Here is a 15231-nt window from a genome sequence, read left to right as displayed (position 1 = left end):
CGAGCATGTAGATGCTATTCCCCTTCGGGAACGTGTACATGTCGTACTGCGGTTTGATGTTCAGCCGCTTCGCGTCGGACTTGTTCAGCCGGTCGACCTGAATCTCGTTGTCGAAGTGGCCGATGTTGCAGACGATCGCCTGGTCCTTCATCTTCTTCATGTGCTCGATCGTGATGACGTCCTTGTTGCCGGTCGTCGTCACGTAGATGTCGGCGCGGCCCAGAGTGGACTCGACCGTGTTGACCTCGAAGCCCTCCATCGCCGCCTGCAGCGCGTTGATCGGATCGATCTCGGTGACGATCACGCGCGCGCCGAAGCCGCGCAGCGAATGGGCCGAACCCTTGCCGACGTCGCCGTAGCCGCAGACCACGGCCACCTTGCCGGCCAGCATCACGTCCATCGCGCGCTTCAGGCCATCGGCCAGCGACTCGCGGCAGCCGTAGAGGTTGTCGAACTTCGACTTGGTCACCGAGTCGTTGACGTTGATCGCCGGCACCAACAGCTTGCCTGCCTCCAGCATCTGGTACAGGCGATGCACGCCGGTGGTGGTCTCTTCCGAGACGCCCTTCCAGTCGCGCACGACGGTGTGCCAGAAGCCCGGGCGCTCACTGGCCACGCGCTTGAGCAGGTTCTTGATCACCTGCTCCTCGTGGCTCTCCGAGGCGGTGTTGACCCAGTCCGAGCCGTTCTCCAGCTCATAGCCCTTGTGGATCAGCAGCGTCACGTCGCCGCCGTCGTCCACCACCAGCTGCGGGCCGAGGAACTTGTCTTCGCCCTGGCCCGGGAAGGTCAGCGCCTGCAGCGTGCAGTCCCAGTACTCCTCCAGCGTCTCGCCCTTCCAGGCGAACACCGGGGTGCCGGTGGCGGCGATCGCCGCGGCGGCATGATCCTGCGTCGAGAAGATGTTGCACGAGGCCCAGCGCACGTCGGCGCCGATGTCCTTCAGCGTCTCGATCAGCACCGCGGTCTGGATCGTCATGTGCAGCGAGCCGGTCACGCGCACGCCCTTCAGCGGCGCGCTCGGGGCGTACTTTTTGCGGATCGACATCAGGCCCGGCATTTCGGGCTCGGCGATGTCGAGCTCCTTGCGGCCGAAGTCGGCCAGGCCGATATCGGCAATCTTGTAGTCGTGCTTGGGGATATCGCGGGTGACAGCGTTCATGCAGTTCTCCGGTTCGGTGCGAAAAGACTTCGCGTAAAAGCAACCGGGCGCCGTTGTGGAACGTGCCGCGCCGAGCCTGGCCGCATGGCGTGCCGCGCCTTTGGGCGGGCAGGGCGGACAAGGCCGCCGTCGCATACGGTCGCAGCGCCCCTCGGCGGGCAACGGGGCATTCTAACCGGAACCTGCTTTGGCTGCCTCGGGCACACGCGGTCGCAGGCCCGGCCAAACCCGATTTTGCTGCATCAGCAGCATTTTTCGTTAGGCTGGAGCTGTTGCCTTGCGGAGATAGCCATGTCTTTCCAGCCCGAAACCCCCGACCTGCCGCACGACGGCCCGCTGCGCGAGGACGTCAGCCGGATCGGCGCGATGGTCGGCCAGATGCTGGCCGAGCAGCGCGGTGAAGCGTTCTTCGAGCGGGTGGAGTCGGTGCGCACCACCGCGATCCGGCGTCGCCGCGAGGGCGAGCCGGTGGATCTGCTGGGCAGCGCCCTGGGCGGCATGCAGGCGGAGGAGGCCGAAGCGCTGGCGCGTGCCTTCGCCACCTACTTCCAGGCCGTGAACATTGCCGAGCGGGTGCACCGCATCCGCCGCCGTCGCGACTATCAGCGCAGCGAGCGCCAGCCGCAGCCCGAATCGCTGCTCGACGTGCTGGCCCGACTCAAGGCACAGGGCGTCACCGCCGACGAGCTGCTCGGCTGGCTCGGCCGCCTGCACGTGGAGCCGGTGTTCACCGCCCATCCCACCGAGGCGGTGCGCCGCTCGCTGCTGGAAAAAGAGCAGGCGATCGTGCGCGCGCTGGTGGACAACTTCGATCCCACCCGCACGCCGCAGGAGCGCAAGGAAGACGACGATCGCATCTTCATGGCGCTGTCGTCGGGCTGGCAGACCGCCGAGGCTTCGCCGGTGCAGCCCACCGTGCAGGACGAGCACCACCACGTGGGCTTCTACCTGGCCAACCCGATCTACCGCATCGTGCCGGCGCTGTACGAGTCGCTGGCCGAGGCGCTGCAGCAGGTCTACGACGTGGATGCGCCACTGCCGCGGCTGCTCAGTTTCGCCACCTGGGTCGGCGGCGACATGGACGGCAACCCCAACGTGGGGGCCGACACCATCGCGGCCAGCCTGGCCAGCCAGCGCGCGCACGTGATCGAGCACTACATGGAAGACGTCGCCGGGCTGGCCCGCCTGCTCAGCCAGACGCAGGGGCGGGTGGAGGTCGATCCGCAGCTGGCGGCCCGGCTGGAGGACTATCGCGCGCGCTTTCCCGCCGCGGCGAAAAAGATCCGCCCGCGCCATGCCGACATGCCCTATCGCACCCTGCTCACCCTGATTGGCGCGCGGCTGGAGGCCAGCCTCGAGGACGATCACGCCGAGGGCTACACCAGCGTCGACGAGCTGGCCGGCGATCTGGAGCTGATCGCCCACAGCCTCGCCGCGCACCATGGTGCGCATGCCGGTGCCTATGCCGTGCAACGGGTGCTGCGACGCGTGCGCACGTTCGGTCTGCACCTGGCCCGGCTGGACGTACGCCAGGATTCGCAGGTGCACGACGACGCGCTCGCCGCGCTGCTCGGCGACGGGCAGTGGGCCGAGCGCACGCCGGAGCAGCGCGTGGAGAGGCTGCATCCCTACGCCAGCGGCGAGCAGTCGCTGGCACCGGTGGACGAGGAGGACGCCCAGCGCATGCGTGCGGTGTTCCAGGCGATGCGCGATGCCCGTCGCCGCTACGGCACCGAAGCGGTCGGCCTGTACATCATCTCCATGGCGCGCACCGCCGCCGACGTGCTCGCCGTGCTGGCGCTGGCCCGCCACGGCGAGCTGGCGGCGGCCGGCGAGCCGGTTCCGCTGGACGTGGCGCCGCTGTTCGAGACCGTGGACGATCTCAAGAACGCGCCCGCGACGCTGCGTGCGCTGCTCGCCGACCCGGTCTATCGCACGCACCTGAAAAGCCGCGGCGATCGCCAGTGGGTGATGCTCGGCTACTCCGACAGCGGCAAGGACGGCGGCACCCTGGCCTCGCGCTGGGGCCTGCAGCGGGCCCAGGTGGAGCTGCTGGAGATCGCGCAGCAGGCCGACATCCAACTGGCGTTCTTCCACGGTCGCGGCGGCTCGGCCAGCCGCGGCGGCGCCCGCATCACCCCGGCGCTGATGTCCTCGCCGCGCGGGTCGGTAGCCGGCGTGCTGCGCGTCACCGAGCAGGGCGAGGTGATCCACCGCAAGTACGGCATCCGCGCGCTGGCGCTGCGCCACCTCGAACAGACCGTGGGCGCCGTGCTTCGCGCCAGCCTGCGTCCGCGTGAGGACGAGCCGCGCGAGGCCGAATGGCGTGAGCGCATGCACCGCCTTTCCGCCGCCAGCCGCACGCACTACCGGGCCTTCGTCGATCGCGAGGGCTTCGTGCAGTACTTCCGTACCGCCACGCCGATCGACGTGATCGAACGCATGACGCTCGGCTCGCGGCCCTCGCGCCGGCGCAGCATGCGCGGCGTGCAGGATCTGCGCGCGATCCCGTGGGTGTTTTCCTGGACCCAGTGCCGCTCGATCCTCACCGGCTGGTACGGCCTGGGTAGCGCGCTGGAGCAGGGCGCGGCCGAGTTCGGCGAACAGGCGCTGGCCGAGATGGCGCGCGACTGGCCGTTCTTCAGCAACATGCTCGACGACGTGGAGATGGTACTGGCCAAGTGCGACCTGGCCATCGCCGAGGCGTTCTCGCAGCTGGCCGGCGAGCTGCACGAACCGTTCTTCGCACTGATCCGCGACGAATTCGCCCGTACCTGCCACTGGGTGCTGCGCCTCAAAGGCAGTGCGACCCTGCTCGAACAGTCCCCGCGCCTGTCGCAGTCGATCCGCCTGCGCAACCCCTATGTCGACCCGATGAGCCTGCTGCAGGTGGACTTGCTCCGGCGCTGGCGCGCCTCCGGCGGCGAAGACGACGCCCTGCTGCGCGCCCTGGTCGCCTGCGTCAATGGCGTATCGCAGGGGCTGCAGAACACCGGCTGATGGGCGTTTGCCCCGCACTGTGCCGGCCGGCGTGCCTGCTTCCGGCCGGGGCGGTGGCACGCGGATGATGGCGCCGTTAGGCTCCGCGTTCCTCCCCTGTCGTGCTCCCACGCCCATGTCGACGCCGTCACGCCTTAATCCGCTCGCCTATTTCATCTTCAGCTCGCGCTGGCTGCAGCTGCCGCTGTACCTGGGGCTGATCGTGGCGCAGTGCGTCTACGTGTTCCTGTTCGGCAAGGAGCTGTGGCACCTGATCCACGAGGCGTCGCACCTGGGCGAGCAGGAGATCATGCTGATCGTGCTCGGCCTGATCGACGTGGTGATGATCTCCAACCTGCTGATCATGGTGATCGTGGGCGGCTACGAGACCTTCGTCTCGCGGCTGGGTCTGGAGGACCATCCCGACCAGCCGGAGTGGCTCAGCCACGTCAACGCCTCGGTGCTGAAGGTGAAGCTGGCGATGGCGATCATCGGCATCTCCTCCATCCACCTGCTCAAGACCTTCATTGCCGCAGGCACCCTGCAGGGCCTGCCGTTCTGCTCGCCGGAACTGCTGGCGGGCGTGGACACCACCATCAATACGGCGGCGACCCTCAAGTGCACCACGCTCACCACCATGGGCGTGATGTGGCAGACCATCATCCACGTGGTCTTCATCGCCTCGGCGATCGGCATCGCCTGGACCGACCGCATCATGCAAGCGGGCGTGACCCGGATGCGCGAAGGGCACTGAACCAGCCCAGGCCGCCGGTTAGGCGAGTTCGCCACGGCAGGGCGCTCGCCCAGATCGGCGAGCGCCGACTCCGGACAACGGCCCGATGTCGAGCCGGTGGGCCGGCCCACGTCCAAGTCATCGGCGGTCCGGCCGCCCTGAGCCTCGCCCCCGCTGCCCGCTGCCCGCTGCCCGCTGCCCGCCGCTCGCCGCTCGCCGCTCGCCGCTCGCGCGATGGCACGCGAAAAGCGGGCCGCTTTGGTACCGGACTCAGCTGTCCAGCTCGCTCCAGCGCGCGTAGGCCGCTTCCAGCTCGGCCTGCAGCTTCGCGACGGCCTCGTTGGCCGCGGTGATCGCGGCGCTGTCCTGCTTGAAGAAGGCCGGGTCGGTCATTGCCTCGCCGCGCCTGGCGATCTCCGTTTCCAGCTCCTCGATGCGCTTGGGCAGCAGCTCGAGCTCGCGCTGGTCCTTGAAGCTGAGCTTGCGCTTGGGCGCCGCTGCGGGAGCTGGCGCCGCAGGCGGATCGGTGCGGGTGAGGCCGGGCTTTGCGGCAGCGGCTGCGACGGCAGCCGCTGCGGTCGGGCGCTGGCGCAGCCAGTCGCTGTAGCCGCCCACGTATTCGCCGATCTGCCCGTTGCCCTCGAGCACCAGCGTGCTGGAGACCACGTTGTCGAGGAACGCGCGATCGTGCGAGACCAGCAGCAGGGTGCCCTGGTAGTCGGTGAGCAGTTCTTCCAGCAGCTCCAGCGTCTCGACGTCGAGGTCGTTGGTCGGCTCGTCCATCACCAGCAGGTTGGACGGCTGCGCGAACAGCTTGGCCAGCAGCAGGCGGTTGCGCTCGCCGCCGGATAGCCGCGTGATCGGCGCGCGGGCGCGTTCGGGTGAGAACAGGAAATCCTGCAGGTAGCCGATGATGTGCTTGCGCGCGCCGTTGAGCTCGATGAACTCGCGCCCCTCGGCCACGTTGTCCAGCGCGTTGAGCTTGTCGTTGAGCTGCAGGCGGTGCTGGTCGAAGTAGGCGATCTGGATGCCGGTGCCCAGTTCCGCCGTGCCGCGCTGGGGGGTGAGCTCACCCAGCATGATCTTCAGCAGGGTGCTCTTGCCGGCGCCGTTGGGGCCGATGATGCCGATGCGGTCGCCGCGCATGATGGTGGTGGAGAGGTCGTCGATCAGCACGCGGCCGTCGTAGGCCTGGTGGATGTGCTCCAGGTCGATCACCTTCTTGCCCGAGGCCTGCGCGTTGGCCGCGGTCATCTTCACATTGCCGCTGAGATTGCGCCGCTCGGCGCGCTCGTTGCGCAGCGCCTTCAGCGCGCGCACGCGGCCTTCGTTGCGGGTGCGCCGTGCCTTGATGCCCTGGCGGATCCACACCTCTTCCTGCGCCAGTTTCTTGTCGAACAGCGCATTGGCCTGCGACTCGGCGTGCAGGCGCTCCTCGCGGCGGCGCAGGTAGTTGTCGTAATCGCCCGGCCAGTCGGTAAGCGCGCCGCGGTCGATCTCCACGATGCGGGTGGCCAGCGCGCGCAGGAAGCTGCGGTCATGGGTGACGAACAGGATGCTGCCCTCGAACTGCTTGAGGAAGTTCTCCAGCCAGCCGATCGCCTCGATGTCGAGGTGGTTGGTGGGCTCGTCCAGCAGCAGCACGTCGGGCTTGCGCACCAGCGCCTGGGCCAGCAGCACGCGGCGCTTCATGCCGCCGGAGAGCGCGTTGAAGTCGGTCTCGGCGGGCAGTTCGAGCTTGGTGATCACCTCGGTGACGCGGCGATCCAGGTCCCAGCCGTGCTGCGCTTCGATTTCGTGCTGCACGTCACCGAGTGCGTCGAAGTCGCCCTCGTGCAGCAGGTGGTGGTAGCGCGCCAGCAGCCGGCCGAGGTCGCCCAGGCCTTCGGAGACCACGTCGAACACAGTGCCTTCGGTGCCCTGCGGCACCTCCTGTGCCATCCGGGCGATCACCACGCCGTTCTGCACGCGGATCTCGCCGTCGTCGGCCTGCAGCTCGCCGGCGATCAGCTTCATCAGGGTGGATTTGCCTTCGCCGTTGCGACCGACGATGCACACGCGCTCGTTGCGTTCGACCGACAGATCGACGTGGTTGAGCAGGAGGGGGCCGCCGATACTGAAGTCGACGTTTTGCAGTTGGATAAGAGACATCCCGCCATTGTACGTGGCCGGGGTGGCACGCTGCCTGCCGATGGCGACGGGACATGCGGCGGCCGGCCGGCTGGTCTAGACTCACGCGGCGTTCGCGGCGCCGCTCGGCCGCCGTGCTGCGGTCCGGGAGACGGGCGGGAACGAACGCGAGTGCAAGGGAAGAGACCTTTCAGGGGAAGGGGCAATGCAGGGGGCACTGACCGATCGTTACGTCGAGGCCAAGCGCCTTGCGCTGGAAGCGGCCGAGCTTCCGGCGGCCGAGCGCGATGCGTTCATCGCCCGTGCGTGCGTCGACGATGATTCGCTGGAGCGTGAACTGCGCTGGATGCTGCAGGCGATTGATGCCACGCATACCGCCACGCTGCCCGTGCTGGCGGCATTCTCGCCGGACCTCAGTGGCCACGACGCGCAGGCCACCACGCCGCGCCACTACCGGCTGCTCAGCCACCTTGGTGAAGGCGGCATGGGCACGGTGTACCTGGCCGAGCGCTGCGACGGCGACTTCACCCAGCAGGTGGCGCTGAAGCTGCTCACCGCGGCGGCCGAGGGCTCGCCGATCCTGACCGAGCGGTTCTGCCAGGAGCGCAAGCTGCTGGCCCGGCTCGAGCATCCCGGCATCGCCCGCCTGCTCGACGGCGGCGTGCTCGCCGACGGCAAGCCGTTTCTGGCGATGGAGTACGTGCAGGGCGAGCGAATCGATCTGTGGTGCGATCGCCACGGGTTGGACCTGCCGGCGCGCATCGGCTTGTTCCTCAAGGTCTGCGCGGCGGTGGACTTCGCCCATCGCAACCTGATCATCCATCGCGACATCAAGCCGGCGAACATCCTGGTGACGGAGGACGGCACGCCCAAGCTGCTGGATTTCGGCATCGCGCGCATCCTCGACGAGCAGGCGGTGGACGTGGCGGCGACGGCCACGGCGGCCCACGCCATGACCCTGGCCTACGCCAGCCCGGAGCAGATCGAGCGGCTGCCGCTGACGACCGCAGCGGACGTCTATTCGCTCGGCGTGGTGCTGTACCAGCTGGTGGCCGGGCAGCGGCCGTACCAGCACCTGGTGACGCCGCACCTGCTCTCCAACGCGATCATTACCGGGGACGTGTTGCCGCCGAGCCGGGCCGCGCGGCGGCGCCAGGCGCAGGAAAAGGACGTGCGGGGCCCGCGGCGGGCCGTGCCACGCGATCTCGATGCGATCGTGCTGAAGGCCCTGCGGCGCAGGGCGGAAGACCGTTACCCGGCCGTCGCGGCGCTGGCGGCGGACCTGCAACGCTTCCTCGAATGCCGTCCGGTGCAGGCACGGCGCGGCCGCACCTGGTACCGCATGCATCGCTACCTGCGACGCAATCGCTGGCCACTGGCTGCGGCGGCGGCGGTGCTGGGAGCGCTGCTGGCGGGCCTGTTGAGCACCGCACTGACGCTGCGCGAGACGCGACTGGCGCAGCGCCTGGCCGAACAGCGCCAGCACCAGCTCGAGCGGATCGTCCAGTTCCAGCAGGCCACGCTGGACAGCGTCAATGTCGATGCGATGGGCCATGCCATCGCCCAGGCCAAAGGCAGCGCATCGGACCTGTCCGAGGCGGGCTTCACCGATGTAGCCCGGCACGCGCTGGACACCTTCGTGGTGACCCATGCGCTCGATCGCCTGGATCATGACTTCGCCGACGCACCGCTGCTCGCCGCCGATCTGCGACAGTCACTGGCGCGGGTGCTGGTGGGCATCGGCAGCTACGCGCACGCGGCCACGGAACTGGGCAAGGTGCTGACCGCCCGCCAGCAGCTGGCGCCCGGTGACGTGCCGGCCCTGCTGGGAGCGCGCATCGACCTGGCCGACGCACGCCTGCGCCTGGGCGACACGCCGGCGGCAGCCGGGCTCTACAAGAGTGCATTGGCCGTCGCCGCGTCACGGCCGCAGACGGATCCACTGCGGATCCAGGCCGAAGCCGGCCACGCGCGCGTGCTCTTCGAGCAGGGGCACCTGCCGGCGGCGCAGGCGTTGCAGGAGCGCCTTTACGACAACCTGCGCCAGCACCTGCCGGAAGCCAACCCCCAGTTGCTGCGGCTGCGGCGCGACCTGGTCTCCACGCTGATCGGCATGGGGCTGCGCGACGAAGCCCTGGCGCAGGCCGAGCCGCTGGTGGCACTCGATCGCACCACCTTCGGCGCCGAGGCGCGGGAGACGCTCGACGCGATGGTGACGCTGGCCCAGCTGCAGCACTACCGGCACAACTACGAGCAGTCGCTGACGCTGGCCCGGGAGGTCGCCGCGACCCGGCTGAAGCAGCTGGGTGGCGACCACCCCGACACGCTGCGCGCCCAGTACATGGTGGCCATGGACGAGGTATATCTGGCGCAGGACGAGGCGGCGTTCGAGCGAGCCGGGGCCGACCTGCAGCGGGTGATCGACGCGCGTCGCCGGGTGCTGGGGCCGGATCATCCCGACACCATCGCCGCCATGACGCTGCAGGTGCGGCTGCTGGCCAAGCGCGGCAAGGCCAGCGACGACCCGCAGGTCTCTCACCGCTACATGGTGCTGGCGATCGCGCTGGAGCGGCAGATCCTCGCCTCGCACCAGCAGCAGCTCGGCGAGGATCACCCGGACACGCTGATGGCGCACGGCAGTCTGGCCAACCTGCTCAGTTACGATGGCCAGTACGCGGACTCCGTGCGCGAGGCACGGCTGACCCTGGCCGGGCAGCAGCGCGTGCTGGGGCCGGACCATCCCATCGTGTATTCCACCTACAACCTGCTCGGCGACATCGAGGTGGACGCTGGCCACTGGGCCGCCGCCCGCGAGCCCTACGAACACGCGCTGGCGGGTCGCGCCAGGCTGCTTGGTGACGACGATGCGCATACGGTGGAAACCGCCTCACGCCTCTACGAAGTGCTTGATCACGTGCGCGACGCCCCCGCCGCGCTGGCGCTGCGTCAACGCTATCTGGACCCGATCGTGGCGAAGGACCCGTCCACCCTCAACGCCAGCCTGAAGGATGTGCGGCAGTCCGCGCTGGATGCCGTGGCGCAGCGTGTGGTGCCGCAGGGGCCGTAACCGGCCCGTTGATTCGGCGGACGGGCGCGGGGCGCAATCGGCAAACGCCGCTGCACGGCGGCTGCGCTCGTCATCTCCCGATAGGCCAGCGCTGGCCGCTCGCTGCCAAAGAAAAAGCCCCGCGGCGGACCGCGGGGCCTTGGGTTTCGGCGCTGAGGCCGCTCTTACTTCAGCTTGGCGTCGGCGCGCAGGGCCTCGGCCTTGTCCGTCTTTTCCCACGAGAACGCGGTGTAGGTGCTGCCGTCGGCGGCCTTCACCTCGTACGGCGTGCGGCCGAAGTGGCCGTAGCTGGCGGTCTGCTGGTACATCGGGTGGATCAGGTCGAGCATCTTGATGATGCCGTACGGACGCAGGTCGAAGTGCTTGCGGATCAGCTTCTCGATCTTGTCGTCGCTGATCTTGCCGGTGCCGAAGGTGGTGACCGAGATCGAGGTCGGCTCGGCCACGCCGATGGCGTAGCTCACCTGCACCTCGCAGCGGTCCGCAATGCCGGCGGCCACGACGTTCTTGGCCACGTAGCGCGCGGCATAGGCAGCCGATCGGTCGACCTTGGACGGATCCTTGCCCGAGAACGCGCCGCCACCGTGGCGGGCCCAGCCGCCGTAGGTGTCGACGATGATCTTGCGGCCGGTCAGGCCGCAGTCGCCCACGGGCCCGCCGATGACGAACTTGCCGGTCGGGTTGATGTGGAACTTGGTGCCCTTGTGCAGCCACTTCGCCGGCAGCACGGGCTTCAAGATGTGCTCGCGCACGGCCTCGATCAGGTCCTTCTGCTTGACGCCCGGATCGTGCTGGGTCGACAGCACGACCGCGTCGATCGCGGTGGCCACGCCGTCCTCGTAGCGCAGCGTGACCTGGCTCTTGGCGTCCGGGCGCAGCCACGGCAGCGGCGAGTTCTTCTTCTTGCGGATCTTCGCCTGCTGCTCGACCAGGCGGTGCGAGTAGTAGATCGCCGCGGGCATGAAGTCCCTGGTCTCGTTGGTGGCGTAGCCGAACATCAGGCCCTGGTCGCCGGCGCCCTGTTCCTCGGGCTTCTTGCGATCCACGCCCTGGTTGATGTCCGGCGACTGCTTGCCGATCAGGTTGAGCACGCCGCAGGTCTCGCCGTCGAAACCGACCTCGGAGGAGTTGTAGCCGATGTCGACGATGACCTTTCGGGTCAGCGCTTCGAGGTCGATCCACGCGCTGGTGGTGACCTCGCCGGCCACGATCGCCACGCCGGTCTTCACCAGGGTCTCGCAGGCGACGCGCGCGCGCGGATCCTGCGCGAGGATCGCGTCGAGGACGGCATCGGAAATCTGGTCGGCGACCTTGTCCGGGTGGCCTTCGGAGACCGACTCGGAGGTGAAGAGATGGCTGCTCATCGCGGGTTATATCCTTCCTTTCGGATAAAGAGATAAATCAGGGCTGCGCATCATACAACGCCTGCCCGGGGTTTGCAGTGCGCGAAGCGGTGGCGGGTGCCTGCCGTTCAGCCGTCTGGACGGCCGCCCGGCGGGCGTCGCTCAGTCCAGCTCGCAGCGGTTGCGGCCGCCGCGCTTGGCCCGGTACAGGGCGCCATCGGCACGCTCGAAGGCGGTGTCGGGCGTGTCCTCGGGGCGCAGTACGGTCACGCCGCACGACAGGGTGATGCGCACCGGGCGCTTCTGGCCGTGGAAGCCGAGGTTCTCGATCCGCTTGCGCAGCGACTCGGCCACCCGCATGGCCGGCTCCGGCCCCGCGTTGGCCAGGATCACCACGAACTCTTCGCCGCCGTAGCGGGCGAGCATGTCGTCGGAACGGATACCGGCGCGCAGCTGCTCGGCCACGATGCGCAGCGCACGATCGCCGGCGGCGTGGCCGAAGTTGTCGTTGATCTGCTTGAAGCGATCGATGTCCAGCACCAGCAGGCTGGTCTGGGTGCCGGTGCTGGCCGCATGCAGGCAGGCCTGCGCCATGTGCTGTTCGAAGGCCAGGCGGTTGGCCACGCCGGTGAGCGGGTCGGTGGAGGCCAGCGCCTGCTCGTGCCGCAGCGAGTTCTCCATCGTGCGCGCGGCGCGCTCCAGATCCCGGATGCGTTGGCTCATCTCTTCGGTGCGCGCCTGCCACTCGCGCTCGCGCGCTTCCTCGCGCTGGCGGAATGTCCGCAAGTGGCCGGAGATTGCCCCCAGCCGCTGCTGTACCTGGCTCTGCAGTTCGCCCAGTTCACGCGCCTGCATCACCTGCTCGCCGAGCGCGCTGATCTCGCCGACCACTTCGCGGTCGAGCTGCTCGCGCGCGCTCTCGCCGTCGCGGTGGGACATGTCCTCGCGCGCCAGATAAACGGCCAGCTCCTCGAGCTGCTCGGTCACGTGCTTGAGCAGCCGCTCGGCAGCCAGCCGCGCCTCGCCCAGGCGCAGGCAGTGCCGGTTGACCAGGCTGGCCAGTGCCTCGGCCTGTACCGCCAGGACGCCGGCATCGGAGGTCGAGCAGATGGTGTCGCGCAGCGCGTCCAGCCGCTCGATCGCGGCGTCGTCCAAGCGCAGACGGTCCAGCAGGGCCAGCAGGATCTGCCCGGTGGAGAGCGACTCGGTGAATGTGGCCGGTGTGACTGGGCCCTTCGGCGGCGCCGGTGTCGGGACCTCGTCGAGCGTCTTGATCGCCTCGCTCAGCTCCGACAGCAGCGGCTCCAGGCCGGCTTCGTCGAGCGGATCGCGCACCTGTCGACGGATGCTGGCCAGGGCGCTGTCCAGCCGCGGCACGCGGCCGTCGGCGGCGTAGGTCAGCCGGGTGACCAGTCGCCGAAGCAGTACGTCGAGGCGCGACCAGCGTGCTTCGCTCTGGGCCAGAAGCTCGATAGCGTCCTGCTGTGAGAGGGGGTGACGAGCATCCATGAAGTGATTGCAGCGGCAGGGGTCGGGCTATCCTACGCGGCCGGCCCGAGGTCTGCACAAGTTCCTCGGAACCGGCTTTTTCTCCGGGACCGGGCGCGGCTCAGCGTGCGAGGTCGCCGCCGAAGTACTGCTTGAGCCGCTCGTGCCAGTCGCCGCGGTTGATCCGCTTGAGCAGCGAGCTGTTGATGTCGCGTCGCAGGGTGCTGTTGCGGGGCAGGGCGAAGGCGTAGTCCTGCCGGGCGAGCACCAGCGGCAGCACCTGCAGGCGTCGCGCATAGCGCTGGCTGATGGTGTAGCGCATCAGCGGCGCGTCGTAGACCACCGCATCGACAGTCCCCGCGTCGAGCGCGGCCAGGGCCTGGTCGAGCGTGTCGCTGTCCACTGCCTGCAACTGGTGGGTCTGCATCCATGCGGCGCTGGTGCTGCCGGGCACGCTCGCCACGCGCATGCTGGCCAGGTCGTCCGCACTGCGCACGCGCTGGCTGAGCTGGCCGACGGTGAGCGCGGAGGTGATCGAGGCGGTGAAGAACGACACCACGATCAGCGCGGTCAGCATCCACACCATGCCGAGCAGCCGTCCCGGTACGGTGCGCGGGGCAATGTCGCCGTAGCCGACCGTGGTCATCGTCACCATCGCCCACCAGAAGCCGGAGAAAATGCCGCGCGCCCGGCCATCGCCGAACTGCTCCGGGTTCTTGTGCCGCTCCAGCAGCCACATGCCGAAGCCGATCGCCAGCAGCAGCAGGCTGAGCGTGCCGATCACCTTCAGGAACGCCGCGGACACCAGCGCCTGAGCCACCGCCAGCCAACCTGCCGCCTGTTCATTGCGCACGGCAATGCCGAGGCCCGAGCTGGTCAGGATGTGCGAGAAATCCATGTGCTGCTCGCGTGCCGCCGTGGCGGTGATCGCACCGAGCCCGACGTCGACCTTGCCCTCGCCGACCGCGTCGAGCAGGCCGGCCAGGTCGTACGGCTGATAGCGGAACGTCCAGCCGTGGTCGGCGGCCGCTTCCTCCCACAGGTCGATCGCCAGGCCGTGGTAGTGGTCTCCGTCGGCGATGACGAACGGCGGCGCGGGCTTGACCCCCACCACCAGCGTACGTGGCGGTGCGTCCGCTGCCGGCGCCGGTGCGGTGTCGGCGGCACCGGCCGCGCATGTCAGCATCAGCGAGGCGATCAGGACGATCCATTGCAGCGTGCGGACCATGCGTGGGCACTCCTGTCTTTGCGGCAAGAGTGGCCCAGCATAACGGCTCGGCTCTGCAGCCGCGGCCGCACCCAGCGCAGGCCGCAATCAGCCGGCGCTCAGGCAGCGAGCTCGAGCGTGCCGGCAGCCAGCGCGGCAAAGTAATCCCGCGTGAGCGCCAGCTGCTCGTGCGCTGTCTCGGCCCGGTTGACCACCTGCCGGAAGGCCGCGTTCTCCGGCCGGTCCTTGGCATACCAGCCAAGGTGCTTGCGGGCGATGCGCACGCCGGCGGGCTCGCCATAGAACGCATGCAGGTGTTCCAGGTGACCGAGCAGGATGGCGGCCACTTCATCCGGGGTCGGCTCCGGCAGCGTCTCGCCGGTCGCCAGGTAATGGGCGATCTCGCGGAAGATCCACGGCCGCCCCTGCGCGCCGCGGCCGATCATCACCGCATCGGCACCGGTTACCGCCAGCACGTGCCGGGCCCGTTCGGGCGTGGTGATGTCACCGTTGGCAAGTACCGGGATGCGCACGGCGGCCTTGACCGCGGCGATGGTCTCGTATTCGGCTTCGCCCTCGTACTTGTCGGCGCGGGTGCGCCCGTGCACCGACAGCGCGGTGATGCCGCTGTCCTCGGCGATGCGCGCGATGGACAGCGCGTTCTTGTGGTCGCGATCCCAGCCGGTGCGGATCTTCAGCGTCACCGGCACCTCGACCGCCTCGACCACCGCCCGGCAGATGCGCGCGACCAGCGGTTCGTCCTGCAGCAGGGCCGAGCCGGACCACACGTTGCACACCTTCTTGGCCGGGCAGCCCATGTTGATGTCGATGATCTGTGCACCACTGGCGACATTGAAGCGCGCCGCCTCGGCCAGCATCGCCGGGTCGTAGCCGGCGATCTGCACGCTCACCGGCTCGGGCTCGCCGGCGTGATCCATCCGCCGCAGCGACTTGCGCGTGTGCCACAGCGTGGGATCGGCGGTGGTCATTTCCGACACGGCCAGCCCCGCGCCCAGCCGCTTGCACAGCAGCCGGAACGGCTTGTCGGTGACGCCCGCCATGGGCGCGAGCACCACGGGCGGGTCGATGCGGTAGGGGCCGATCTGCATCCGCCCAGTTTAC

9 protein-coding genes and 1 riboswitch are annotated in these 15231 nt (G+C 69.0%); of the genes, 3 read left to right on the top strand and 6 right to left on the bottom strand.

Translation table 11 applies throughout. The features are described from left to right. A partial coding sequence (locus VFG40_RS14275; protein WP_324898643.1) for an adenosylhomocysteinase occupies positions 1–1162 on the bottom strand: 1162 nt, incomplete at its 3' end. 38 nt (positions 1163–1200) lie between these two features. Further along, a riboswitch (S-adenosyl-L-homocysteine riboswitch) is annotated at positions 1201–1321 on the bottom strand. Positions 1322–1453: 132 nt separating this feature from the next. On the opposite strand from VFG40_RS14275, the gene ppc reads away from it, so the two are divergent. Both ppc and VFG40_RS14265 read left to right on the top strand, forming a co-directional pair. Continuing rightward, positions 1454–4162, top strand: a complete 2709-nt coding sequence (ppc, locus tag VFG40_RS14270) for a phosphoenolpyruvate carboxylase (RefSeq protein WP_324898641.1) — start codon at positions 1454–1456, stop codon at positions 4160–4162. Positions 4163–4277: 115 nt separating this feature from the next. Next, positions 4278–4895 (top strand): TIGR00645 family protein, encoded by a 618-nt coding sequence (locus VFG40_RS14265; protein WP_324898639.1) that lies wholly within the window; start codon positions 4278–4280, stop codon positions 4893–4895. A 249-nt stretch (positions 4896–5144) separates the two neighbouring features. On the opposite strand, the gene VFG40_RS14260 is transcribed toward VFG40_RS14265, so the two are convergent. Next, positions 5145–7025 (bottom strand): ATP-binding cassette domain-containing protein, encoded by a 1881-nt coding sequence (locus tag VFG40_RS14260; RefSeq protein WP_324898637.1) that lies wholly within the window; start codon positions 7023–7025, stop codon positions 5145–5147. Between the two features lie 184 nt (positions 7026–7209). Here VFG40_RS14260 and VFG40_RS14255 point away from each other — a divergent pair, with 184 nt between their 5' ends. After that, on the top strand, positions 7210–10071 hold the full coding sequence (locus VFG40_RS14255; protein WP_324898635.1) for a serine/threonine-protein kinase: 2862 nt from the start codon (positions 7210–7212) through the stop codon (positions 10069–10071). Positions 10072–10235: 164 nt separating this feature from the next. Here the strand turns inward: VFG40_RS14255 and metK are convergent, their stop codons facing one another. The 4 genes from metK to dusB all read right to left on the bottom strand — a co-directional run bounded on the left by metK (position 10236) and on the right by dusB (position 15218). Continuing rightward, positions 10236–11435, bottom strand: a complete 1200-nt coding sequence (metK, locus tag VFG40_RS14250; RefSeq protein ID WP_324898633.1) for a methionine adenosyltransferase — start codon at positions 11433–11435, stop codon at positions 10236–10238. 141 nt (positions 11436–11576) lie between these two features. After that, positions 11577–12923, bottom strand: coding sequence for a GGDEF domain-containing protein (locus VFG40_RS14245; protein WP_324898631.1), 1347 nt, complete (start codon positions 12921–12923; stop codon positions 11577–11579). A gap of 100 nt (positions 12924–13023) precedes the next feature. Beyond that, positions 13024–14130, bottom strand: coding sequence for a transporter substrate-binding domain-containing protein (locus VFG40_RS14240; RefSeq protein ID WP_324898629.1), 1107 nt, complete (start codon positions 14128–14130; stop codon positions 13024–13026). A 98-nt stretch (positions 14131–14228) separates the two neighbouring features. Next, positions 14229–15218 carry a tRNA dihydrouridine synthase DusB gene (gene dusB / locus VFG40_RS14235; protein WP_324898627.1) on the bottom strand — a complete coding sequence of 330 codons (990 nt, stop codon included), beginning with the start codon at positions 15216–15218 and terminating at the stop codon, positions 14229–14231. Positions 15219–15231: the final 13 nt, after the last annotated feature.

It is taken from the genome of Dyella sp. (assembly GCF_035685805.1).
Lineage (GTDB): Bacteria > Pseudomonadota > Gammaproteobacteria > Xanthomonadales > Rhodanobacteraceae > Dyella_A.
This window is presented reverse-complemented; position numbering and strand designations above follow the sequence as displayed.

Bases quoted from the DNA above. Each gene is read 5' to 3' on its own strand.
- VFG40_RS14245 (WP_324898631.1), bottom strand. From the start codon at position 12,923: ATGGATGCTCGTCACCCCCTCTCACAGCAGGACGCTATCGAGCTTCTG.
- VFG40_RS14265 (WP_324898639.1), top strand. From the start codon at position 4,278: ATGTCGACGCCGTCACGCCTTAATCCGCTCGCCTATTTCATCTTCAGC.
- ppc (WP_324898641.1), top strand. From the start codon at position 1,454: ATGTCTTTCCAGCCCGAAACCCCCGACCTGCCGCACGACGGCCCGCTG.
- VFG40_RS14240 (WP_324898629.1), bottom strand. From the start codon at position 14,130: ATGGTCCGCACGCTGCAATGGATCGTCCTGATCGCCTCGCTGATGCTG.
- VFG40_RS14260 (WP_324898637.1), bottom strand. From the start codon at position 7,025: ATGTCTCTTATCCAACTGCAAAACGTCGACTTCAGTATCGGCGGCCCC.
- dusB (WP_324898627.1), bottom strand. From the start codon at position 15,218: ATGCAGATCGGCCCCTACCGCATCGACCCGCCCGTGGTGCTCGCGCCC.
- metK (WP_324898633.1), bottom strand. From the start codon at position 11,435: ATGAGCAGCCATCTCTTCACCTCCGAGTCGGTCTCCGAAGGCCACCCG.
- VFG40_RS14255 (WP_324898635.1), top strand. From the start codon at position 7,210: ATGCAGGGGGCACTGACCGATCGTTACGTCGAGGCCAAGCGCCTTGCG.